The organism is Blautia sp. Marseille-P3201T (assembly GCF_900120295.1).
In the GTDB taxonomy this organism is placed as follows: Bacteria; Bacillota; Clostridia; order Lachnospirales; family Lachnospiraceae; genus Blautia.
In genome coordinates this window covers 500,750-524,062 of the sequence record NZ_LT635470.1, presented here as the reverse complement: position 1 = coordinate 524,062, position 23,313 = coordinate 500,750, and the positions used below count along the sequence as shown (strand labels likewise).

Sequence of the window (23,313 nt, the reverse complement as noted above, 5' to 3'; positions counted from 1 at the left end):
TTTACCCATAGAATAGCTGGAATATATCAAAATAAAGTATTTATTTCTGCAAAATTTTATTTATATATCTTTTGATATTAAAATATTTATACGAAAAGGCCCGCATTTTGTACGGACCTTTTCTGAAACCGAAATAGCATAACTATTTTCCGATTTTATTTTGCTTTATTTTTAATGAATTCATCAATACCTTTTGCTGCTGCTTTACCTGCACCCATAGCCAGAATAACAGTAGCTGCGCCTGTTACAGCATCACCGCCGGCATAAACACCTTCTTTAGATGTTTTACCATTTTCTTCATCTGCGATAATACATTTTCTTCTGTTGATGTCAAGTCCTACTGTTGTAGAAGAAATCAACGGGTTTGGAGAAGTTCCCAGAGACATGATAACCGTATCTGCTTCCATTTCAAATTCAGAACCATCAATAACTACAGGACGTCTTCTTCCTGATGCATCCGGTTCACCAAGTTCCATACGAACACATTTAACACCTTTTACCCAGCCATTTTCATCAGCCAAAATTTCTACTGGGTTTGTCAGAAGATCAAAAATAATACCTTCTTCTTTTGCATGATGTACTTCTTCTTTTCTTGCAGGAAGTTCTTCTTCACTTCTTCTATATACAACATGTACTTCTGCTCCAAGACGAAGAGCTGTTCTGGCAGCATCCATAGCAACGTTACCGCCGCCTACTACGACTACTTTCTTACCTGTTACAATCGGAGTATCGTAATCTTCACGGAAAGCTTTCATCAGATTACTTCTTGTTAAATATTCGTTTGCGGAAAATACACCGTTAGATACTTCACCAGGAATTCCCATAAACATTGGAAGACCTGCACCAGAACCGATGAATACAGCTTCAAAGCCTTCATTTTCCAGTAATTCATCTACCGTAGTAGATTTACCGATAATAACATTTGTTTCAATTTTAACACCTAAAGATTTTACGTTTTCTACTTCTTCTTTTACAACTTTATCTTTTGGAAGACGGAATTCCGGAATACCATATACCAGTACACCACCTGCCTGATGCAATGCTTCAAAAATAGTTACATCATAGCCCATTTTTGCCAAATCACCGGCACAGGTAAGTCCGGAAGGACCGGAACCGATTACAGCTACTTTATGTCCGTTTTTCTCAGCAGGAGCTTCTGGTTTAATGCCATTTTCTTTTGCCCAGTCTGCAACGAAACGTTCCAGCTTACCAATAGAAACAGCTTCTCCCTTAATGCCTCTGATACATACGCCTTCACACTGTGATTCCTGAGGACATACACGGCCACATACAGCAGGAAGTGCACTGGACTGACCAATGATTTTGTATGCTTCTTCGAAGTTTCCTTCTTTTACTTCATGGATAAATGCAGGAATGTTAATAGATACCGGACATCCTTTTACACATTTTGCATTTTTACAGTTTAAGCAGCGAGCTGCTTCTTCCATAGCTTCTTCTTTATTATATCCAAGACAAACTTCTTCAAAATTTGTTGCTCTTACCTGAGGATCCTGTTCTCTTACAGGAACTTTTTCTAATACGTTACCCATTATTCGTCACCTCCGCAGTTTCCACATCCACCATGATGTGTATCGCCTTCACGCTCTTTTAATAACGCACGGCCTTCTTCTGTTTTATACATCTGCTGTCTCTTCATAGCTAAATCCCAATCGATTAAATGACCGTCAAATTCAGGACCATCTACACATGCGAATTTAACTTCACCGCCAACGATTACACGACATGCTCCACACATACCTGTTCCGTCAACCATAATCGGGTTCATGGATACAATAGTTGGAATATCATATTTCTTTGTTGTAAGGCAGCAGAATTTCATCATAATCATAGGACCGATAGCAACACATCTTGTATAAGTTTTGCCTTCTGCAACTAAATCGTCAATAACTTTTGTTACCATACCGCTGCGTCCGTAAGAGCCGTCATCTGTTGTAACATACAGATTTCCTGCCACAGCTTCCATTTCTTTTTCAAGAATAACTAAATCTTTTGTTTTTGCTCCTACAATAACGTCAGCATCAATACCATGCTCATGAAGCCATTTTACCTGAGGATAAACAGGTGCAGTACCTACTCCGCCGGCTACAAAAAGAATTTTTTCTTTCTTTAATTCTTCAATATCTTCATTTACAAATTCAGATGGACATCCTAAAGGACCAACAAAGTCTTCAAAAGCATCTCCTGTCTGTAATTTTGCGAATTTTTCTGTGGATGCTCCGATTGGCTGGAATACAATAGTTACAGTTCCTGCCTCTCTGTCGTAATCACAAATTGTCAGGGGAATTCTTTCTCCTGCATCATCTAATTTTACGATGATAAACTGGCCTGGCTGACAATGTTTTGCAACCATAGGTGCTTCTACAACCATGAGATATACAATCTCATTAAGCTTTTCTGCTTTTAGAATTTTATACATAATGTCCTCCTCAATATTTCTTACAAAATACCGGCTTCTCTCTGCCCGCATAGCAGTTTTTGCGATGAATTCCATCGATATTATCTTATGTCGATATATTGTTATAATTGCTAACCATCAGTATAAGACAAATAGAATAAAATTTCAATCTGCTTTTACTGCATAAAATTCATTTTTGTGCATATTGCTACTATTTGTTCATTTTTTTCTACTTATTATCCATAATAAACATAGATTGCACTGCTTACCGGACTTACTTTTCCTCTTTTGTCCACGGCAATGGCTGAAAAAGTATGTTCCCCTTCCGGCATAGTAATAGGACCTGTGTATTTTTGACTGTCAACTGTAGGTTCTTCATCAAAAGCATAATAAATCTCGCAGTCCTCTGCTGCTGTTACAATAATTTCTGCCGCATAATCATATTTGTCTGAACTGGGAGAAATCTGTGGTTTATCCGGTGCTTTAAAGGTTAGTGTATAGGTTTCCTCCCCTACTTCACTAGGGATGCCTTTTTGATTATAAGCAATATATTTTAAGGTTACGGTTTCTTCTTCCTCAAGAGCAATGGCTTCCTCATACTTTTTACTGTGCCTATCCGGTGTTTTTCCGTTTAAAGTATAGAAAACTTCTGTTCCTTCGGGAAGATTTTGAAATTCCACAGTAATATCTATGGAGTATGTGCCGCCTACATTGGAAGGCAAAGGCTTTTCGGACACATACGCTTTATATTTTTCCTTCATAGTATCGCTGGCATTGCTCATCAGTTCTGCAATTTTGTCAAATTCTTCATTTTTTTCGTAAAGTCTTAAAAGCTCTCCGTAGGCATTGACACTGTCCGGATGTTCTTCCACAACAGAAAGCAAAATAGACAGAGCAGCCGACTCATTATCTTCCTTCAGGTAAATCTTTGCTTCTAAAACGTTTGCTTCGGCGCTTTTGGGATTTAAGGACAAGGCTCTTTCTATGTATTTTAAAGCGCTTTCGTAATCTTTGTTGCTGAATTTTGTCTCTGCCTGTGCCATCTGAAAATCAAAGGAATTGTGCTGAGACTGATAGACAAAAAACATTCCAAGTCCTGCTGCTGCAACAACTGCCGTAAGAGAACCAGCCAATATAATCCTTCTTTTCTTTTTTTTCTTTCTTTCAAGCTCTGCTTTTCTTTGCAGACGCTCCTGTTCTTTTTGCAGTTCCAGCTCTTTTTTTCTTTTTTCCAGCTCTTTTAACTCTCTTTGCTTGATTAAGGTTTCCAGTGTATTATATTCCGGAACCCATTGAACCTCCTTCCCACATTTGGGGCAAAATAAAGTTCCTTCTTCAAGCTTTGCACCACATTTCGTACATTTCATGCCACTCTATCCTCATTTTCTATAAATACTCGTCAATATACTGTTCAAATTCTTCCATAGACATCAGCACTTTTCGGGGCTTTGTCCCTTCTTCCTCACCTACCACACCGGCTTCATATAACTGATCCATAATACGGGCAGCCCTGTTAAAGCCGATTTTAAACACCCTTTGGAGCATTCCGATGGAGGCTTTGTCCTTTTCAATAATAAATTTACCGGCATCGGCAAAATAGACATCTCTGTCATTTGCCGTGTTTGCACCGGCTGCTGTTGTCTCTTTTACTGCTTCAATTTTTTCCTGAATTTCTTTATCATACTCTGCTGCTGGATTTTGTTTTGACAAAAAGTCCACCACAGCGCCTACTTCCTGATCGCTGACAAAAGCGCCCTGAACTCTTGCTGGCTTCTGATAACCTTGTGGGTAAAAAAGCATATCCCCTTTACCCAGCAATTTTTCTGCACCATTCATATCTAAAATCGTTCTGGAGTCCACGCCGGATGACACAGAAAAAGCAATTCTGGACGGCATATTCGCTTTAATCAATCCCGTAATAACATTGACGGAAGGTCTTTGTGTAGCAATGATCAAATGAATTCCGGCAGCTCTTGCAAGCTGTGCAAGACGACAGATAGAGTCTTCCACCTCACCCGGAGCTACCATCATAAGGTCTGCAAGCTCATCTACAATAATCACAATTTGAGGCAGCTTTTTCGGTTTATTTTCATCTTCAATATCCGAAATACTTTCTACTTTTGCATTATAACCTTTTAAATCACGCACATTATACTGTGCAAATTTATTATAACGGTCTGTCATTTCAGCCACTGCCCAATTTAATGCTCCTGCTGCCTTTTTCGGATCAGTGACAACAGGAATAAATAAGTGGGGAATTCCGTTGTATACACTAAGTTCCACCACTTTGGGATCAATCATAATTAATTTTACATCATCTGGTGATGCTTTGTAAAGAAGACTGATGATAATTGTATTAATACATACAGATTTACCGGAACCTGTCGCACCTGCAATAAGCAAATGAGGCATTTTCGCAATATCCGTAATGACAGGTTTTCCGGCAATATCTTTCCCGGCTGCAAAAGCAAGTTTCGTTTTACAGTTTAGAAACGCCTCTGATTGCAATAAATCTCTCAGCATTACCGTACTGTTGTTTTCGTTGGGGACTTCAATTCCTACAGCGGCTTTTCCCGGTATCGGTGCTTCAATTCGGATATCCGTTGCAGCCAAATTCAATTTAATATCATCTGTCAGTCCTACAATTTTGCTTACTTTCACACCTTGCTCCGGCTGAAGTTCATATCTGGTAACAGTAGGTCCGCAGCTTACATTTGTGATACTTACATTTACGCCAAAATTATGTAAGGTTTCCTGTAATTTTCCGGCAGTTTCCCTTAAATGGGCATCTGAGTCTCCTCCGGTCTGTTTTCCTTTTTTCAAAAGATCAATTGGAGGAAATTCGTAAATTCTTTTTTCCTGAGTCTCTTTTGAAGCAATCTCTTCTTTAACCTCATTAATTCCCTGTTCAATTTCCGCTTTTGAAGAGCGAGGATTTTTATTATGGGTATCCTTCTCTTCTGGCGCTGCCGGAACAATTTCTTCTATATCCTGCACCAATTCCTCTGCTCTATGTATTGGAAAAGCATTTTCCGGAACAAAGGGTTCTTCCAAAAGACTTTCTTCTGTTTTTATCTGCTCTTCTTCCGGTTCTTCTTTTAAAATTTTCCGTTCTTTTTTTCGTTTTGCTCTATTTTCTGTTTCTTTGATTTCTGTTTCCTTTAAATAGTCCTCGGTTCTTTCTTTTCTCTTCTTTCTTCTTTCTTGCTGGTTCTGCTCTTCCTTTTGCTCTTCTTGACGAGCTTTTAAAGCTTTCTGTCTTTCCAGCTTTCTTTTTGCTGCACGCTGGTACATTCTGTGACTGTACTTTTGGATCATATCAAACATAGATTTTTGTGTAATCAATACAAAAGAAATTACCATCGCTGTAATAGTAATCACATATGTGCCCACGGTTCCAAATGCCTGTACAGAAAAACGGCATAAGGTTCCTCCTAAAAGCCCGCCTCCTGTTTTATATTCTGCAGATATTCTGTAGTAAGTCATTAAATCTCTTTCATATACTGCGCCTTCTGTAATAAGCTGTAAAAAAAGGCAAACCGCAAGAAACAGCAGGAAAAATCCTGCCATTTTTCTGTATGCCCTGGGATTGTTTTTATTTGCAATTACAAACGCAACACCCAGAAACAAGAAAATAGGAAGAGGGTAACATACCAGTCCTACTAAGCCAAAAAAGAAACTGCTAATAGCATTTCCTACAGAACCTCCAACTCCAAAATTACTGATTAAAAGCACAACAGAAATAGCCAGAACAATCCATAAAAAGATTTCTGACTCCATAGATGTGCCACTCTGTACTTGTTTCTTTCGCTTTCCTGTGCTTCTTTTTTTGGTTGTTGCCATATTTCTTCTCTCCCCTTAACTAAATTCCCCTATTACTTATATAAAATTGCAAATAATTGCTGCTATTCCCAATAAAAAACAGTAAATAGAAAAAATACGAAAACGTTTTTTTCTCATTAAAACTAACATTCCTTTAATACAAAAATATCCTACAACACCGGCCACTGCTGCTGCCAAAACAGCCAAGGCTACTGTTTCTACATTTTCTCCTGTGTAGGAAGTCTGAAACAGCTCTAACAGCGCCGCTCCCAACATAGCAGGGATAGCCATTAAAAAGGAATATTTCACTGCAAATTTCCTGTTAAATCCACATAATAAACATACCGCAATCGTAATCCCCGCTCTGGAAATTCCTGGAAAAACAGCAATTCCCTGACAAATTCCCAGTAAAAATGCTATAGAATAAGTGACATCCTTAGGAATTTTCTTTCCGGCAGGAAAGAAATCTACTATCAGAAGCAAAATTCCTGTTATAAAGAGTCCCATAGCCGGTGCCAGAAGATTTTTTCCCGCCTGCTCTACAAAATCCTGAAGTAAAAATCCTAAAAAAGCCGTGGGAATTGTAGATATGAAAAGTAAAAGAAATAGTTTTCTATAATTATTGGAAATAATCTTTTTATACCGTTTCGCATCCTGATGGTGTTTATTATGGAAATAAGTCTGCACATTACCATAGATGTCGTATAAACTTTTACAACCTTCCAACAACAATTTTTTTACATCCTGGCGAAAAGCAATAAAAATTGCAGCAAGGGTTCCAAGATGGATAATTGTATTAAATAAAAGTCCGGTATCTGTTTCTATTTTAAATAAATTTTCTATAATTGCCAGATGTCCGGAACTACTTACTGGAAGAAATTCTGTAATTCCCTGAACTACACCTAATAAGAGTGCCTGTATAAATGACATTTTATTAACCTCATCATTCGTATTTTATGTTTTTATCAAATGTTTATTTTATCATAAATCCTGTTTTCATACAACTTAAAATCCTAAGATTTCTGTTCTTTCTCATTTTCAATTAATTCATATAATTTATGAAGGGCCTGATGAATACCTCCGGTTTCGTCAATTAACCCCTCTTTTACTGCCTCTTCACCTTCCAGCATAGTCCCCACATCTTTTACCAGCTGCGAGGTATCCAGCATCAGTTCTTCTATACGTTTCTGCGGCATTTTAGAATGAGCAGCAATAAAACGAGTAATTCTGTCCTGAATTTTTTCCATGTTCCGATAGGTCTGCATTACTCCAATAAACATTCCATTGCTTCGTACCGGGTGAATGACCATAGTAGCGCTGGGAACAATATAGGAATAATCAGCAGAAACTGCCATGGGGACCCCGATAGAATGACCGCCTCCCAACACAAGAGACACCGTAGGCTTACTTAAAGAAGCAATCATTTCTGCTATGGCAAGTCCTGCTTCTACATCTCCTCCCACTGTATTTAATAAAATCAAAAGTCCATCTGTTTCCTTGCTGTCTTCAATCATTGCCAACTTCGGAAGAACATGTTCATATTTTGTAGTTTTACTGTTATTTGGAAGACATTCATGCCCTTCCACTTCTCCAATAATGGATAAAAGCTGAATATGATATTCTCTGTCATTTTCCTCCAGTAAAACCTGTCCCATTTCTTCAATCTGATCATTTTGCTGTTGAATTTTATCCAGTTTTTCTCTCTTCTCCTCAGACATAAAAATACCTCCAGTTCTGCTTTCTGGAGGTATTATGTGTAGTATCTTTATTTTTATTCTTCCCAATTGTGCCACACATCTGTGACGTCGTCATCATCATCAAGTAAGTCAAGAGTTTTCTGAAGATTTTTAACATCCTGCTCGTCTGTCAGTGTTACATAAGTTTGAGGAATCATGGCAACCTGAGCTTCCACCATTGGAATGCCCTCTTTTTCCAATGCTTCTCTTACTGCACTGAAGTCATCAGGATCTGTGATTACTTCAAAACTATCTTCTTCTTCTGCAAAGTCCTCTGCACCGGCATCTAAAGCAATCATCATTAAATCATCAGCTTCCATTTCACATTCTTCTTTGTCAATGATAATCTGGCCTTTTTTATCAAACATAAAAGATACAGAACCTGGTGTACCAATATTTCCGTTTCCTTTTGTAAATGCGCTTCTTACATTTCCGGCAGTACGATTTTTATTATCAGTCAGTGTTTCGACAATAATAGCCACACCGTTTGGACCATATCCTTCGTATGTAAGCACCTCAAAGTTATCTGCATTAGAGTCTCCGGCAGCTTTTTTAATTCCTCTGTCAATGGTATCATTTGGCATATTGTTTGCTTTTGCTTTCGCGATAACATCTCTTAATTTGCTGTTATTTGCCGGATCCGGTCCGCCTTCTTTTACAGCTACTACAATCTCTCTACCGATGACAGTAAAGATTTTCCCTTTTTTTGCATCATTTTTTTCTTTTTTATGTTTTATGTTTGCGAATTTTGAATGTCCTGACATTTCTCTTCTCCTTTTTCTTCGTCTGGTAATTTTTCAACCCTGACTTTTTGTATGGTATTATTTTCCACTGCAAGAATGGTAAATAAATATCCTTTTGCTTTTATTTCTTTATCCTCTGCCATATTAGGCACATGACCTAATAAAGAGGTAAGATAACCATTTAAAGTATCAAACTCCTCTTCGTCAAAATCCGAATTTAATACATCATCCACTTGCTCCAGAGGTGTAAGACCGTTCATCACTAAAGACTGATCATTCTGAAGCTGAATAAAGTTTTCATCTTCATCATATTCATCCAAGATATTTCCTACAATCTCTTCTAAAATATCTTCCATTGTTACAATTCCTGAAGTCTGTCCGTATTCATCTACTACAACCACCAGATGAATTTTCTTCGCCTGCATCCCCTTAAACAAATCATTAATACTCCTTGTTTCCGGAACGTATACTGCTTCTCTGATTAAATTTGGAATAGAGCCAATAGGAAGATTTTCACATGCAGGCAGTGTAATTTGTCTCATAACATCTTTCAAATGTAAAATACCGATAATATTGTCAATATCTTCTCTATACACAGGATAACGGGAATTACTGTTGTCCAGCATATAAGACAGCGCATCCTTTAACAACGTATTTTCATCTATAGCATGAAGGTTCTTTCTATGTGTCATAATATCTTGCGCTTCTGTCTCAGAAAATTCCATAATATTCTGAATCATTTCAGCTTCATTTTCTTCAATGACACCCTGTTCATGCGCATCATCTACCATAGAAATAATTTCCTCTTCTGTCACATCATCCTCCTGCTTATGAGGATCAACCCCAAACAGACGAACAATAACATTGGAAAGCTTCATAATCAAAAACGTAATCGGTTTAAAAATCGTAACTAAAAACCGAACCATACCGGCTGTGCGATAAACCCATTTATCCGGATTATGGTTAAATACCTTTTTAGCTGAAATCACACCGAAAGACATCAGTATAATTAAAAAGAATGTCAGCACTAATACAACAGAAATGATAACTCCAATATAAGGTGATATTTCTACACCTATAACTTTTAAAATTTTTTCTATCCAGTTATAAACATACGGCGTTATAGAATGAATTCCGATATAACCGATTAAAATACTTAAAAGTGTTGCTGTTGTCAAAATGGTGTTAATAATCGCAGCGGGATTGGCCATAATATCTAAAATCCACTGAGATTTCCTGTCATTTTGTTCACTGGCTTTTTTCTCTACATCTGCCTCACTGACCTTTTGAATTGCTGCGCCAAATCCATATAAAGCCCCATTTACCAAAATAAATGCAGCAAATACTATCAGAGCCCCTATAAGGCTACTCCCATCGTCCATAAATTACTTTATTACCTTCCTTTTCTTACGTTTTTCGTGATTGAAAAAATCTGACCATGAATAAAATACCATTTTCCATATCTTTCGTCAAGATTTCCGCAGAAAACTATGTAGGAAGTTCCAGACTGATACACAGTGCATGGTTGACTTTCTTCAATATCTCTGCATCTAAATGGCAGACTTTATCTTTCAATCTTCGTTTATCAATGGTTCTTAACTGCTCCAACAAAATCACCGAATCCTTTACAATAGCATAAGATTGTGCATCAATTTCAATATGAGTTGGAAGTTTTGCTTTATTCATTCTTGAAGTAATTGCTGCACAGATAACTGTTGGACTATGTTTGTTTCCAATATCATTTTGTATAATCAGAACAGGTCTGATACCCCCCTGCTCACTGCCTACTACCGGCCGCAGGTCTGCATAAAAAATATCTCCGCGTTTGATAACCACACATTTCACACTCCGATTTTATGTTTTTTATGATTTTACCCATTTTTTTCGTGTGTATTCATGTATTATCCGCAGGCTCCTTTATTCTTTTACTTGTCCGTCTTTATAATATACTCTTGGAACTCTTTTGCTGATACAGCAGGCAAATTCATAATTAAATCTACCTGATAATTCTCCCAGTTCTTCCATGGTAATACAATCTGCACCGTCTTTTCCAAGAAGCGTGACTTCGTCTAATTCTTCTGCTTCCGGAATTTCCGTCACATCTACCATAAACTGATCCATACATACTTTTCCAAGAATTTTCGCTCTTTTACCTCGTATTAAAACACTTCCCTTATTAGAAAGACCTCTGGAATAACCATCTGCATATCCTACAGGTATGGTGGCAACTCTGGTTATTTTTTCTGTTGTAAAAGTTCCGCCATAACTGATTTCTACTCCCGGCTCTACTTCTTTTATGTACGCAATATGACTTTTTAATTCCATTGCCGGTTTTAAAAGAATTTTATTCCGTTCCACCTCACTGGAAGGATACATTCCGTAGAGAATAATTCCTGCACGTACTGCGTCAAAACAAGCATCCTGCATACGAATAATTGCTGCACTGTTAGAGCAGTGTTTCACAGGTACAGATATCCCCTTTTTCTGTAATGCGTCCAAAAATCTCTGATATTTTTCTAACTGCCGATAAGCCGGTGCAATATCCTTTTCATCTGCCCTGGCAAAATGAGTAAAAATTCCTTCGATTTCAATGCCCGGCAGTTTTGAAATTTCCACAATTTCCGGTATTGCCTCTTCAATATGACGATATCCGATGCGTGTCATTCCTGTATCTAATTTTATATGTATTTTTAAAGTTTTATTGACTTTTACGGCTGCTTTTGAAAGCTGTTCTGCCATGGAAAGCTTAAACACCGTAGGTTGAAAATCCTCTTTTACAATTCGGTCATAATCTTCCTCGTATGTATAACCTAATATTAAAATTGGTTTTTTAATCCCGGCTTTTCGAAGCTCTCTGCCTTCTTCAACAGTAGCAACTGCAATTCCCCATATATAAGGATAATCCTGAATTTCCTTTGCAATGGGAACTGCTCCGTGCCCATATCCGTCTGCCTTTAACACTGCAATAATCTGCGTATCCTGCCCCATATAATCATGCATATTTTTCAGGTTGTAATCAATTGCATCCAGATTAATATGTGCCTGAATTCTGCTTTGTATTCTCATGCCTTTCTCATCTCTCCCTTTTTAAATTGCATCCAGAATTTGTCCTGCTGCTTCAATTAAATCCCCAGCCAACATAGCTGCACGGCCTTTTCTCTGTGCTGCCAAATCTCCTGCCGCACCATGTAAATAAACACCCAGACCTGCTGCTTCCTGCGCTTCTTTTCCCTGTGCTAAAAAACTTAAAATTATTCCTGTCAGAACATCACCGCTTCCTGCGCTGGCCATGCCGTCATTCCCGGATAAATTTAAGTATACTCTTTCGTTTTCCTTACTGATAACTGTTCTGGCATCTTTACATACTAACACAACTGAAAGGGTTTTTGCAATTTTCTGTGTGATTTTTATAGGATTTTCTTTCCATTCTTCTATAGAAATCCCCGTAAGGCGGGAAAATTCCCCCAAATGAGGTGTTAAAATTACTTCATTTGGATAATTTTTTAACTGTTCTTCTCGTCCCTTTAACATTCCAATGGCATCTGCATCAATAACAAGAGGTTTTTCCCCATGAGAAAGTACTGTATCTAAAAGCTTTTCTGCCTGTTCCTGAAGACCAATACCCGGTCCAATTCCAATAGCATCTGCCCACATAAAATTTTCCAGAAGCTCTTTTGTAATATCTTGATTATCCTCATAACATAATAGCATAGCTTCCGGAAAACAGGAGAAAAGAGATCTATTTTCCTTATGCGTACAGATTTTTAACATACCTGCTCCGCTTCTCATGGCTGCCATTCCACTTAAATATGCAGCTCCGAAAACATCTTTACTTCCGGCAATAAGAAAAACCTTTCCAAAAGTCCCCTTATTTCCATCTTGTTTTCTCTGAATTTTCTTCAAATCTTCTTTTGTATAAGAAAAAATTTCAGGTTGAGATAAGAGCGCTGACATAGCGTAAATACTAATATCGGCAGTAACAATTTTCCCTCCATAAACGGTACCTGGGTAAAAACAAAGCCCTGCTTTTTTATATCCGAAAGTAACTGTTAAGTCTGCTTTCACCGCACATCCTAAAATTTTTCCTGTATCACTGCAGATACCTGATGGAATGTCTACAGATACGATTTTTCCCTGGAAATTATGTAATTCTTCTATAATTTCTTTTAGATTTCCTGTGATTTCTCTGGAAAGTCCTACTCCTAAAACAGCATCTACGATAACAGTATATTCAGCAATATGAAAACTCTTGACAAAGGAAATACCATAATTTCTTCCAATATCTATCTGTTTTTGCATTTCTTTGGTAAAATTCTCCGGCTTTCCTAAAATACAGACATCTGTTTCATAACCTGCAAGATGAAGCAAACGTGCAAGAACAACACCATCTGCTCCGTTATTTCCACTTCCGCATAAAATGAGTGTTTTTTTAAGAGAAAACCCTTCTTTTCTCATCGCCTCAAAAACAGAAAGTCCGGCCCGCTCCATGAGCACGAGAGAAGGAATTCCCACCTGTTCTATGGTATATTTATCTAAAGCTTTCATCTGACTGCCTGTTACAATTCTTTCCATTTTTCAGCCTCCTTATATAAACAAGGAAAAGACTGCTGCAAAATTCCTTTCACAACAGCCTTCCCTTTTATTTCTCTTCCTGCTCCGCAACAGAACAATTTAAATTGTAGGATAAACGCATCAGGCTTTCTGAAAGATGAACATTCTCAACAATGACATCCTTAGGAACATTTAAGTCCAAATGGGCAAAATTCCAAATGGCTTTAATTCCATTTTCTACCAGAAGTTCTGCAATTTCTGCCGCACTGCTCTTTGGCACAGTCAATGCTGCAATCTGCACATCTTCTTTCTGCAGGAAATCCGGTAATTCACTCATCATTCGAATTCCATTTCCCCTGATTGAAATTCCCTTTAAAACCGGATTAATATCAAAAACACCTACAATTTTAAATCCTCGTTTTTCAAATTTTACATAATTCGCAAGAGCCTGTCCAAGATTTCCCGCTCCTATAATAATCATGTGATGGGTTTTATCCAACCCCAGAATTTTTCCGATTTCCTCATACAGATATGGCACATTATATCCGTATCCCTGCTGCCCAAAACCTCCGAAATTATTTAAATCCTGACGAATTTGAGATGCAGTGACACGCATTTTTGCACTTAACTCATTGGATGAAATCCTTTCTATTCCCTCCTCCATGAGTTCACCTAAATATCTGTAATATCGGGGCAGTCGTTTAATTACTGCTTTTGAAATGCTTTTTTCCTCCACGGCGAACCCTCCTGTATTCAAAATACACATTTCTTAAAATTATTATATAGAATTGTTAAATTAAAGTCAATCATAATTCATTTATCTGTTGTCAAATATATTTTTTTCGTTATAATAAATGGAGGTACTATACTTACAAAGGAGATATTTACATGATATTAGCGTGTCAAAATATAGAAAAATCTTTTGATGGTGTCACAATTTTACAAGATGCCAGTTTTCACATAGAAGAACGAGAAAAGGCTGCTCTGGTAGGTATTAACGGCGCAGGTAAATCCACTCTTTTTCGCATTATTGTAGGAGAGCTTGCCCCGGATAACGGACAGGTTATTCTTTCAAAAGGAAAGACACTGGGATATCTGGCGCAGCATCAGGAAATGGAAAATCAGCTTACCATTTATGACTGCCTTTTACAGGTGAAACAACATATCTTAGATATGGAAATTCGAATGCGTGAAATGGAAACGGAAATGAAACACACCACAGGCGAAGCTTTAACAAAACTGATGGACAGCTACTCACGCCTTACTCACGAATTTGAACTGGAAAACGGATATGCATATAAAAGTGAGTTAATCGGAGTTTTAAAAGGACTTGGCTTTCAGGAAGAAGATTTTCAAAAACAAGTTTCTACTCTGTCCGGAGGACAGAAAACCAGAGTCGCTCTCGGTCGTCTGCTTTTATCTAAACCAGATATTATCCTTCTGGATGAACCTACCAACCACTTAGATATGGACTCTATTGCATGGCTGGAAACTTATCTTTTAAATTATCCCGGAGCTGTTTTCATTGTCTCCCATGACCGTTATTTTCTGGATAAAGTTGCTACAAAGGTTATTGAAATCGACAATGGAAAAGTAACTTCTTTCACTGGAAATTACAGTGCTTACAGCGAAAAAAAGGCTATTCTTCGAAAAGCGGCTTATCAGGCATACTTAAATCAGCAGCAGGAAATTAAACATCAAGAGGAAGTCATTGCAAAATTAAAATCTTTTAACAGAGAAAAATCTATCCGCAGGGCAGAAAGTAGAGAGAAACTGCTTGACAAAATGGAAGTTCTGGAAAAACCGGTGGAAATTGATAATTCTATGAAAATCGCTTTAAAACCGCGAATTACCAGTGGAAATGATGTTTTAACCGTAGAAGGACTTGGAAAATCTTTTCCTCCTCTCACACTTTTTGAAGATTTAAATTTTTCTATTAAAAGAGGTGAACGTGTTGCCATTATCGGAAATAATGGTACTGGAAAAACTACGATTTTAAAAATTTTAAATGAAATTGTGCCCGCAGATACCGGATGTTTCCATTTAGGAAGTAAGGTTCACATTGGTTATTACGATCAGGAACATCATGTTTTGCATAATGAAAAGACTATTTTTGAGGAAATTTCAGATGATTTTCCAAAGCTTACCAATACAGAAATCCGCAACCTTTTGGCAGCTTTTCTGTTTACAGGAGATGATGTGTTTAAGCCTATTCAGGCTTTGAGCGGTGGAGAAAAAGGACGTGTTTCACTTGCCAAACTTATGCTTTCAGAAGCAAACTTCTTAATTTTGGATGAGCCTACTAACCATTTAGATATTACTTCAAAAGAGATTTTAGAAGAAGCCTTAAATAATTATGAAGGAACAGTTTTGTATGTCTCCCATGACCGTTATTTTATCAATAAAACAGCCACCAGAATTTTAGATTTAACCAATCATAAACTTGTAAATTACATTGGGAATTATGATTACTATCTGGAAAAAAAGGAAGAATTAACACAGATTTATGCACCAGATATGCAGGAAGCTGCTGTTGAAACCAAGTCTTCTGCTGTAAAACTTGACTGGAAACAACAGAAAGAAGAACAAGCACGTCTTCGAAAAAAGGAAAACGACTTAAAAAAGACAGAAGCTATGATTGAAGAACTGGAAACCAGGGACAGTGAAATTGATGAGGAAATGGCAAAGCCGGAAATTGCTACCAATGTAGCAGAATGTGTTCGCCTTTCCAAAGAAAAAGCAGAAATTGCTCAAAAACTGGAAGAACTTTACGAAAAATGGGAAGAATTGGCAGAATAATTTAACTGAAGTTATTGCAGAATATTTCTACATTTTTAGCAAATTTGTGGAGCACACTTTGAGATTACAAGCCCAAAGCGTGCACATACGGAACGCAAAATGCAGAAATATTCTGGACTACTGCTTTATACAACAGCTATTTCCTGTTTTTATTGAAGGCTCTCTAATTCTTTTCGAATTTCTCTTATAAAATCCAAACTGTTTAATACGGTTACAGAGGTTTCTGTAGTAATTGCAGCTAAATCTTTTGTCATTTTTCCTGACTCAATGACTTTCAAAACAGCCTGCTCCAGCTTATCGGCAAATTGTTCTAATTCTAAATTATCATCCAGTTCTCCCCTTTTTCTTAGCGCTCCGCTCCATGCAAAGATAGTTGCTACCGGATTTGTGGAAGTTTCTTTTCCTTCCAGATATTGATAATAATGGCGCTGTACTGTACCATGGGCAGCCTCATATTCGAAATATCCCTTGGGAGATACTAAGACAGAAGTCATCATGGCAAGAGAACCAAAAGCCGAAGAAACCATATCGCTCATTACGTCTCCATCATAGTTTTTACATGCCCAGATAAAGCCACCTTCTACTTTCATAATACGGGCTACTGCATCGTCAATTAAGGTGTAAAAATAAGTGAGATTTTCTTTTTCAAACTTCTCTTTATATTCTGTTTCATAAATTTCCTGAAAAATATCTTTAAAAGTATGATCATATTTTTTGGAGATAGTATCTTTAGAAGAAAACCATAAATTCTCATGACAGTCCAATGCATAGGAAAAACAGGATCTGGCAAAGCTTTCAATCGAAGAAGTCAGATTATGCATTCCCTGAACAATACCCGGTTCCTGAAATACATGTACAAGCTCTCTGCTTTCTTCTCCTTTTTCATTGGTATAGACCAATTCCACCTTTCCGGCTCCCGGGATTTTCATTTCAGCATTCTTATATACGTCACCGTAAGCATGTCTTGCTATGGTAATGGGCTTTTTCCAACTTTTTACACAAGGTTCAATTCCCTTTACTAAAATAGGAGTACGGAAAACTGTACCATCTAAGCAAGAACGAATAGTGGCATTTGGACTCTTATACATATCTTTTAAATGGTATTCTTCGACTCTGGCTGCATTTGGTGTAATAGTGGCACATTTTACCCCTACCTTATATTTTTTTATTGCTTCTGCAGCAGCCAAAGTCACTTCGTCAGTTGTTTCATCTCGATACTTTAATCCTAAGTCATAATATTCTGTATTTAAATCAAGAAAAGGAGAAAGCAGTTCTTCTTTTATCCACCCCCATAAAATCCTTGTCATTTCATCTCCGTCCATCTCTACTAAAGGTGTTGCCATTTGTATTTTTCCCATCTCTTCTACCTCTTGCTTTCTTAAATTATCACTGCGTTTCATTAAACTGTTTTGTACATTTTAATAGACAAAAAGGATATTTGTCAAGAGTTATTGCAAAAATTTATGCAAATCAAACAATCCCCAGCCTTGAAGATTATGCTCGTAACCCAAGTCTTTGGCAGTTTTCCAGAGTTTTTTTTTCACTTCTAAATTCGTCATTTGAGGATATTTTTCCAATAAAAGAGCAATGCCTCCTGACACAATAGGGGTAGACATAGATGTGCCGCTTCTTGCAATATAGGGAAATAAACTGTCGGAGTTGGTACAAGACATGATTTCGCTTCCGGGGGCTACAATATCCGGCTTACTGATACATTCTTTTGTAGGACCTCTTCCTGAAATCCCATGGTTTTTCATCAGCATATCAGAAGAACCTACGGTAATAATTTTTCTGCTGCTTCCGGGCGCTGTAATGCTACATCTTCCTGGTCCCATATTTCCGGCCGCCGCTACTACCACAAGCCCTGCGTCCCAGACATCCTCTACTGCACGAATTAAATCCTCATGCCCTTCTCGTCTGGTAGTACCAACAGAAATATTTACAATACGGATATTGTAGCAATCTTTGTTTTCTAAAATCCATTGAAAAGCCCGTAATACCTTTTCCTTGCTGCCATTTCCTTTTTTATCCAGCACTTTAATGGGAATAAGCCCGCATTTTGGCGCAATCCCTTGAATTTTACCCTTTCCTGCCGCACCGCTTCCGCCGATAATTCCCAATACATGCGTTCCGTGACCATTGTCATCATAAGGCTTTGTACGGCCGTTTACAAAGTCCTGAAAGCACCAAATTCGGTTGTCAAAATCTATATGGGGAAATGCTCCTGTGTCTAATACAGCAACACCTATTCCTTTTCCTGTCCAAAGTTCCTCTCTTGTATTATCCCGCCAACAACTACTAGTTTTTCTTACTTTGTCCATGACAAAAGTTCCTTTTTCATTAGTATATGTGAAAACAATAGAAAGGTACGAAGACACAGTTCTTTATATTTCTTCTCACAGAAGTTTTAACAGCTCTGTATGAATATTTCCATTTGTTCCTACTACACTGCTGCCTTTTCTCGGATTCAGTTCATTTCCGTTAAAAGCAGTTACTAGTCCTCCTGCCTCCTGAACTAAAAGCATACCTGCAGCATAATCCCAGGGATTTAGATATACTTCAAAATATCCATCCTGCCTTCCGCAGGCAGTATATGCCAGTTCCAGAGCCGCAGAGCCAATTCTGCGAACATCCTGACACTTTCCAAAAACTCTGCGAAATCGTGCAAAGTTTTCATCAGCAAGTTCTCTTTTGGCAGTTCCAAGACCGATGATCGTATCTGAAAGTTTTTCTGCCTTTGACACTTTTATAGGATGTTCGTTTAGGAAACTGCCTTGTCCTTTTATTGCAGAAAATATTTCTTCATGAAAAGGATCATATACAATTCCCATAATAATTTCGCTTTGATGACAAAGCGCTAAAGATACAACACTATGCTGGTAATCGTGCATCAGATTTGTGGTTCCGTCAACCGGATCTAAAATCCAAAAACTATCTGCTTTCATTTCCTGCAATCCTGTTTCTTCTCCGAGAAATTGAATATCCGGAGCAAGCATAAACAATTCTTTCTTTAAGAAATTTTGCACTGCAACGTCTACTTGCGTCACATAATCTGCAACCCCTTTTTCCTTTACATGGGCAGCCATTTCACGATTTTTTATGAGACTCTTGGTTTCTGTTACCAAACGAATAATTTTCTCCATATCCATATACATTTCCCTCATTACTTTCAACTGACTGGTATAATGAAAAATAAGTTTCTGTGTTTATTATATACGGAGACATTCCCTCTGTAAAGTTTGCCTGACAATAGTGTCAAGTTTTCTCCCCTCCTTTCATAGATTGAAAGAAAAGTCTTATGGAGCTGTTTATGCCATCAAAAAAGGAATTTATTCTCTCAGAAAAGTATGCAGATATCATCCTGCCCATATATTCCGGTTTTTTAGAAGAATATGCAGAATGGGGAGCACAGATTTTTAATCAATATTACGGAATGGTTCACTATCCCTTAGAAGAAGAACTCTACCCGGATTATTATGAATACGGCTTTTTTTATAATACAGTACCAAAGCTTTACACACTTCTTGATACAGTAAGTCTGGACGCTTCCGGCATTACGACGGTGCAGACACAGCCTGTTTTAAATTTAAAGGGAGCAGATGTGCTTTTGGGCTTTATTGATACAGGCATTGATTACACACACCCTGCATTTCGAAGAACTGACGGAAGCAGCAGAATTTACGGTCTTTGGGATCAGACAGTTCAGGATGGTACGCCTCCCTTTGATTTAGAATACGGAAGTGCTTACAGTAATGAGGACTTAAATAATGCTCTTACTGCTACAACGCCCTTTTCCGTAGTTCCCAGCGAAGATATCAATGGCCACGGTACTTTTCTTGCCGGTGTGGCAGGGGGAAGCACCCTTCCTCAATTTGATTTTAACGGCGCTGCTCCTGAGAGTCTATTAGCTGTGGTGAAATTAAAGGAAGCAAAGCAGTATTTAAAATCTCTTTTTTTTGCTACCGGAGATATGCCTGCTTATCAGAGCACAGATATTATGATGGGAATTCGCTACCTCATTTTATTGGCAGAGGAACTGAAAAAGCCCCTTATACTGTGTCTTGGTCTCGGCACAAATCAAGGTCCTCATGCCGGTGTTTCTCCCGTAGACTCCATGCTTAGCATCTCAGATAATTACCGTGGACTTCATTCTGTCGTTGCTGCCGGAAATGAAGCAGGAAAAGCGCATCATTTCTATGGCAGCTTTTCCGGAAACGAAGTTTCCAAAGATGTGGAAATACTGGTAGCTGAAAACACCTCCGGATTTTGTGTAGAATTTTGGAGCGATCCTCCTGAGGTTTATGCTGTGGGTTTTGAGTCTCCTTTAGGTGAAATCGTACAAAAAATCTCTCCCCGCATCAGCTTTAGCGAAAATCTTTCTTTTATTTTAGAAAATACAAAAATCTTTGTCAGCTCAGAAATGTTTCAAACCGTATCCGGTAACCAACTGATTTTTATCCGCTTTTCAGATCCAACTCCCGGTATCTGGAAAATACGGGTATATACCAATATCACAGGGCAGGGTTCTTTTCATCTGTGGCTGCCTATTACAGGGCTTGCAAGACCGGATATTACCTTTATACAGCCAAATCCCGACACCACCCTTACCGCTCCTTCTGACTCTGCTTCTGTGATTACTGCAACCGCTTATAATGCTTATAATAACAGCTTGTTTTTAAATTCCAGCAGAGGATATACAAGAAGCGGTCAAATAAAACCGGATTTAGCTGCTCCCGGCGTCAATGTTTTTGGACCTGCCCCAAACAATCGTTTTACCACTTTGTCGGGAACCTCTGTATCTGCTGCGATTACTGCCGGAGGGTGCGCTTTGTTGGTAGAATGGGGAATGCGTCGTACTCCTGCCAGAATTTTCAATAACACAGAGCTGAAAACTTTGCTGATAAGAGGAGCAAAGCGAAGCCCTGAACGCTTATATCCCAATCGGGAATGGGGATACGGAACGTTGGACATTTATCAGGTGCTTTCTACTTTAACTCTTTCCTAAATTTTTTTTGATTTCTTTGCACCATTTTTCTTTATTCACATAGTATGTAAGTGTAATCAAAATTTTTGGAGGATTTATTCATGAGTGATTTAGCTGCTACAAACTGTGGTTGCGGATGTGAAGACAACTGTGGAGGAGGCATGACACACAATTTTGGCGATTGTAACTGCATTATCTGGATCCTTTTACTGTTATGCTTCTGCGGTAACGGATTTGGCGGAGACGGATGCGGATGCGGCGGAGACAATAGCTGTCTTTTATTGATTATCTTGCTTTTATGCTGCGGTAACGGCCACGGATTTTGCTGATTTTTCCGTGTAAAAAGAAAAGAGGGATACCATTTCGGTATCCCTGCTTGTAAGATAAGATATGTAGATTTTACAAAAAGATATGCCTGCTTTGCAGAAAAAGATGTGTCTCTTTCTCGTGTATTTTCTTTTTCTTTTCTGAAATATAAAAAGAAATTTTTTTCTTTTTGTTATGATTTATTATGACAACTTTCTGAAAATCTGTCAATATTTCTATGCAAAATTTTACAATTTTCTATCTTGCTTTTTCGACATTTTTCCAACTGCCGGAAGCTTCAAACTCCTCTACTGCTCTTTTCGCCTCTTCAATCAATGTTTTATCATAGCCAATCATTTCTAAAAGGCGAATGGCATTTCTGGTAGTTACTCTTCCTTTTTTCAGAAGATAGTTAAACACAACGTCTTTTTCTCGTACTTCCTCTTCGAAATGATAATTTTCATAATATTCCTGAAGCATATAGGACAATTCAATATCATGAGTTGCCGCAAAAGACAATACATTGTTTTTACAGATGTGCGCTAATATTTGGGAAGATGCTCCAATTCGCTCAATGGTATTGGTTCCTCGTAATACCTCGTCAATAATACACAGCAGATTTTCGCCGGATTTTGCAGCGTCTAAAATTCTCTTTAAGGAACGGATTTCTACGATGTAATAGCTTTCTCCGCTTCCTAAATCATCTCGCAGCGCCATGGAAGTCATGACCTGAAAATAAGGTGCGCAATAAGAAGATGCCGTACAGGTATAAATGGTTTGGGCAAAAATACTGTTTATTGCAATATTTTTCAAAAATGTAGATTTTCCCGAAGCATTGGAACCGGTTACCAAAATGCCGCCTTTGGCAGAAATACTGTTTGCCACGGGATTTTCAATCAATGGATGGTAAAGATTTTCCACATCCATATACGCTCTTTTCTCTTCCCTAAATTCAGGACAAGTATAGTAAGGCAAGGTTTCACGAAAAGATGCAATGGAAATCATGCTGTCTATATAACCTAAAGTATAAATCAGCTCCTCCAGTTCCTTCTGGTTTTCCTTCATGGACTTCATCATATCCTGAAATTTAATCAAATCAATATGAGTCAGCATACGAATGTAATCCATAAGCATGCCTTCCAGTCCGCCTCCCGTTGAACTTCTGTCAATAACAAGCGAGGAACGTTTCTGAAAGCCTGCCAGCTTTTTCTGTGCCGGTATTCCTCTTGCCATGGCAGCTTCCAGCTCCGGTATTTTTAGCTTTTCCAGTTTCTTATAAGCTTCTAAAAGCTGCAACACATTTCTGAAACTGGAAAGATAAGCATCCACCTCCTGCTTCTGTGTCATATAAGCGCCGATATTCACAACACAGACCAAAAGAAACAAAAAGACTCCGGGATTAGGCGCCAAAATAAAGACAAGAAGCGACAGGAAAAAAGCACTGCAAAATCCAATCTGTACGTTTTTTCCTTTGATGTTTACTTCTGTTGTTACATGAATATTTTCGTAAATACTATTGCTGCCGGATTTTCGCACAGAAGCAAGAATGGTCTGCACCTGCTCTCTTATTTCCTGATTTTTAGCAAAAAACAGCATCAACCGATTGCGATATTTTAGTTCTTTCTCTTCAAATACCGGTTTTCGCAAAATATCATACAGACAATCTCCTCCTACGGCGGAAAAAGTCTGGTTCAGCAGCATGAAAATACGGTCCATGTCTAAATCATTCCATGTGATATCGTCAATGAAAAAGCCTTCTTTTTCTCTCTTATGAAAAAACTGCGAAATATGATGGAAATCTTCATACGTATATTCCCGGTCAGGTATCTTTCCCCATGAATTTTTTAATTTTTGCTGCAAAAAAAGCTTTCGCCGTTTATTTTCTGATAGCATGACTGCCACTGCCGACAAAAGCAGCAGCGCAATCACCCCAATTCCTACAACTGTTTCGCTCAT

19 protein-coding genes are annotated in these 23,313 nt (G+C 38.0%); 3 read left to right on the top strand and 16 right to left on the bottom strand.

All coding sequences use genetic code 11. From position 1 onward, the window contains the following. Positions 1-155 precede the first annotated feature (155 nt). The 12 genes from gltA to BQ7352_RS10760 form a co-directional block, all read right to left on the bottom strand. Positions 156-1,550, bottom strand: a complete 1,395-nt coding sequence (gene gltA / locus BQ7352_RS10815; protein WP_072449223.1) for an NADPH-dependent glutamate synthase — start codon at positions 1,548-1,550, stop codon at positions 156-158. Further along, positions 1,550-2,437 (bottom strand): sulfide/dihydroorotate dehydrogenase-like FAD/NAD-binding protein, encoded by an 888-nt coding sequence (locus BQ7352_RS10810; RefSeq protein WP_072449222.1) that lies wholly within the window; start codon positions 2,435-2,437, stop codon positions 1,550-1,552. The genes gltA and BQ7352_RS10810 overlap by 1 nt, the downstream gene beginning before the upstream one ends. 215 nt (positions 2,438-2,652) lie before the next feature. Continuing rightward, a complete protein-coding gene (locus tag BQ7352_RS10805) occupies positions 2,653-3,783 on the bottom strand; it encodes an FN3 associated domain-containing protein (RefSeq protein WP_072449220.1) in 1,131 nt (376 codons plus the stop codon). A 19-nt stretch (positions 3,784-3,802) separates the two neighbouring features. Beyond that, entirely contained in the window at positions 3,803-6,259 is a 2,457-nt protein-coding gene (locus tag BQ7352_RS10800) for an FtsK/SpoIIIE family DNA translocase (protein WP_072449219.1), read from the bottom strand. A 36-nt stretch (positions 6,260-6,295) separates the two neighbouring features. Beyond that, the gene (locus BQ7352_RS10795) at positions 6,296-7,168 is read right to left on the bottom strand and encodes an undecaprenyl-diphosphate phosphatase (protein WP_072449217.1); all 873 of its coding nucleotides are present in this window, start codon (positions 7,166-7,168) and stop codon (positions 6,296-6,298) included. Positions 7,169-7,251: 83 nt separating this feature from the next. Further along, a complete protein-coding gene (locus tag BQ7352_RS10790) occupies positions 7,252-7,956 on the bottom strand; it encodes a ClpP family protease (protein ID WP_072449215.1) in 705 nt (234 codons plus the stop codon). A 53-nt stretch (positions 7,957-8,009) separates the two neighbouring features. After that, complete coding sequence (locus BQ7352_RS10785) at positions 8,010-8,738, bottom strand: YebC/PmpR family DNA-binding transcriptional regulator (protein WP_072449214.1); 729 nt, start codon at positions 8,736-8,738, stop codon at positions 8,010-8,012. Further along, a complete protein-coding gene (locus BQ7352_RS10780; protein ID WP_072449213.1) occupies positions 8,708-10,099 on the bottom strand; it encodes a hemolysin family protein in 1,392 nt (463 codons plus the stop codon). Before BQ7352_RS10780 ends, BQ7352_RS10785 begins: the two co-directional genes overlap by 31 nt. 106 nt (positions 10,100-10,205) lie before the next feature. Next, entirely contained in the window at positions 10,206-10,553 is a 348-nt protein-coding gene (locus tag BQ7352_RS10775; protein WP_072449212.1) for a type II toxin-antitoxin system PemK/MazF family toxin, read from the bottom strand. Positions 10,554-10,634: 81 nt separating this feature from the next. Continuing rightward, entirely contained in the window at positions 10,635-11,783 is a 1,149-nt protein-coding gene (gene alr, locus BQ7352_RS10770) for an alanine racemase (protein WP_072449211.1), read from the bottom strand. A 21-nt stretch (positions 11,784-11,804) separates the two neighbouring features. Then, positions 11,805-13,289, bottom strand: a complete 1,485-nt coding sequence (locus BQ7352_RS10765; protein ID WP_072449210.1) for a bifunctional ADP-dependent NAD(P)H-hydrate dehydratase/NAD(P)H-hydrate epimerase — start codon at positions 13,287-13,289, stop codon at positions 11,805-11,807. Positions 13,290-13,356: 67 nt separating this feature from the next. Further along, positions 13,357-14,004, bottom strand: coding sequence for a redox-sensing transcriptional repressor Rex (locus BQ7352_RS10760; RefSeq protein WP_072449209.1), 648 nt, complete (start codon positions 14,002-14,004; stop codon positions 13,357-13,359). A 152-nt stretch (positions 14,005-14,156) separates the two neighbouring features. On the opposite strand from BQ7352_RS10760, the gene BQ7352_RS10755 reads away from it, so the two are divergent. Continuing rightward, positions 14,157-16,067 (top strand): ABC-F family ATP-binding cassette domain-containing protein, encoded by a 1,911-nt coding sequence (locus tag BQ7352_RS10755; RefSeq protein WP_072449208.1) that lies wholly within the window; start codon positions 14,157-14,159, stop codon positions 16,065-16,067. A 149-nt stretch (positions 16,068-16,216) separates the two neighbouring features. Here the strand turns inward: BQ7352_RS10755 and BQ7352_RS10750 are convergent, their stop codons facing one another. The 3 genes from BQ7352_RS10750 to BQ7352_RS10740 form a co-directional block, all read right to left on the bottom strand. Beyond that, positions 16,217-17,425, bottom strand: a complete 1,209-nt coding sequence (locus BQ7352_RS10750; RefSeq protein ID WP_072449207.1) for an NADP-dependent isocitrate dehydrogenase — start codon at positions 17,423-17,425, stop codon at positions 16,217-16,219. A gap of 90 nt (positions 17,426-17,515) precedes the next feature. Next, entirely contained in the window at positions 17,516-18,388 is an 873-nt protein-coding gene (locus BQ7352_RS10745) for a S8 family peptidase (RefSeq protein WP_072449206.1), read from the bottom strand. Positions 18,389-18,463: 75 nt separating this feature from the next. Beyond that, entirely contained in the window at positions 18,464-19,216 is a 753-nt protein-coding gene (locus BQ7352_RS10740; RefSeq protein WP_072449205.1) for an inositol monophosphatase family protein, read from the bottom strand. A gap of 161 nt (positions 19,217-19,377) precedes the next feature. Here BQ7352_RS10740 and BQ7352_RS10735 point away from each other — a divergent pair, with 161 nt between their 5' ends. Together BQ7352_RS10735 and BQ7352_RS10730 are read left to right on the top strand one after the other, a co-directional pair. Continuing rightward, entirely contained in the window at positions 19,378-21,072 is a 1,695-nt protein-coding gene (locus BQ7352_RS10735; RefSeq protein ID WP_072449836.1) for a S8 family peptidase, read from the top strand. Positions 21,073-21,152: 80 nt separating this feature from the next. Then, complete coding sequence (locus BQ7352_RS10730; protein ID WP_003021548.1) at positions 21,153-21,380, top strand: hypothetical protein; 228 nt, start codon at positions 21,153-21,155, stop codon at positions 21,378-21,380. Between the two features lie 235 nt (positions 21,381-21,615). Here BQ7352_RS10730 and BQ7352_RS10725 read toward each other — a convergent pair whose 3' ends face one another. Further along, a complete protein-coding gene (locus BQ7352_RS10725) occupies positions 21,616-23,313 on the bottom strand; it encodes a MutS-related protein (RefSeq protein WP_072449204.1) in 1,698 nt (565 codons plus the stop codon).